We start from the raw sequence: 1924 nt of genomic DNA on the forward strand, positions 1-1924 counted from the left end.
ATCCCAGGCATGAGGATCTTGACCCTGGAGTGCGTGTTGCAGGCTTCGATCAGTTCCCACGTGGGGATGCCGAAGTAATTCGCGAAACGTGCCATCTGGTCGGCGATTGCGATGTTGACGTCCCGCTGAGCATTCTCGAACATCTTCGCCGCCTCAACAAGTTCGATGGAGGACGCTTTGAAGATGGGTTCCCGGTTGACGGCTCCGAGCACCTGGGTCGCACGATCGAGACTCCTCCCGTTGATGCCCCCGACGACCAGTGGCATGTTGCGGAACTCGTCATACGCGTGTCCTTCAGCTATCCGCTCCGACGAATACGCGAGGTCAAAGTCGGTACCTGCCACGAGTCCGCTTGCACGCTCCAGCGTGGACAGAACGAGGCCACGAGTGGTGCCAACAGGTACTGTGGACCGGCAGATGACGAGATCTCCTTTCTTGAGCAGCTTGCCGAGCTCCGCACAGGCGCTTGTGAGCATGCTCATGTCCAGAGTCCATGCATGGTCGATAGGGATGCCAACCGTAATAATGAAGGTCGCCACGTCCTTTGGGAGTTCGTCGAACCTGCTGGTGACGTTCAAGCTGCCGTTTGCAAGACACGTTCGGAGGACATCATTGACCGGCACGCTGTCGAAATCCTCGCGCATACCGAGCGAAGACGACTTGATCGACTCGATGCGACGCGGGTCGATATCGACCCCGGAGACCTGGAATGCATCGAGCGCATAGGTGAGCGCAAGAGGCAGGCCGACATAGCCAAGACCGACAATTGCAAGCTTTCTTTCCATCTTTTCCTCCATATTCAGGACTGGTGGGGTATCAACGTGTCAAGAACGCGGTCGAATTCGGCAATCCGGAACGACCAGTCAAAACGTCGGGATGACTGCACGCGGTAACGGCGCAACTCGAGTGAATCCGCATCGATCGTGTTTTGCACTGCGGAAATAAACTCCTGCGGAGTGGATGCAAGTCGCACGAGGTCGTTGCCGAATGTTCCAAGGGCGTGGATTGTCGACGAAACCACAGGCAGTCCAGCTGCAACGTATTCATAGAACTTCAGTGGGTCGACGCCCAAAATCAGCGGCGATTCACGGAAGGGGATGAGCGCGACGTCGTAGTGGGGGGCTTCCTGCGCGATCGCAGCTTGGGAAAGCGTTCCCTTGAAGACGATGTTGGTATGGATGGCCAGTTCACTACGAACGAGCGGCAAGGCCTCGCCGAAGCAGTCGATCACGCAGTCTGGATACGCAGCAGCAATGGCGCCAAGCGCTTGCACATCGAACCATTCGCGCATTGCTCCGACATACAGGAATTTGCGTTGCCTCGGCAGGGCGATCAATGTGTCGAGCCACGCCATGGCGGGCGCAGCAAACAGTTCGTGGTCCACGCCATTCTGGATCAGACTCAGCTTGTCTTCGTGCGACGGGAACTTGGCAGCGATGGTTTCATTGGTTGCAATCACAGCAGACGCAATGTCGGCAGTCCGAGCCTCGAGGCGATCGACAGTACCCTTGTCGAGGAGTCCGGGATACGCGCTGTGGTCGTCGACGCAATCGTACACGACCGGAGCGCCAAGCAACCGAAGAGTTTTTGGGACAAATGGCAGATACGTCAGGACGATGCCGGGTTCAGCCGTCCAGCCACCAGCAAGACTCTGCAAGTAGCGGTAGTAGGTGAGTGAGTCGTGGTCTGCCATACGTTCATACTTCTTGAAGAACGGAAGCCACGGCGTGGGCGACGCGGTCCACATGTGTTCTCCTTGCTCGTGCGTACCGGACCGCCAGGCATTCAACTTCCACCGCTGCTTCGGACGGGCGAGCGCTAGCCAGGTTACCGGCGCTTCAACGTAGAGAACGTCATAGCCTCGTTCGACCAGTCTTCGAGCAAAGCGCTGTTTTCGGCTGGGGAACGAGCGATAGTTGTTGGT

The 1924-nt window shown here is 57.5% G+C and carries 2 protein-coding genes; both read right to left on the bottom strand.

Translation table 11 applies throughout. The annotated features are described in order from the left end of the window. Positions 1-785, bottom strand: a 785-nt coding sequence (locus SMC5_RS10170) for a nucleotide sugar dehydrogenase (RefSeq protein ID WP_165849074.1), incomplete at its 3' end; no start/stop codon positions are given. A gap of 14 nt (positions 786-799) precedes the next feature. Continuing rightward, a partial coding sequence (locus tag SMC5_RS10175; RefSeq protein WP_126854994.1) for a glycosyltransferase occupies positions 800-1924 on the bottom strand: 1125 nt, incomplete at its 5' end.

Source organism: Candidatus Cryosericum odellii (assembly GCF_003570935.1).
Classification (GTDB): domain Bacteria; phylum Caldisericota; class Caldisericia; order Cryosericales; family Cryosericaceae; genus Cryosericum; species Cryosericum odellii.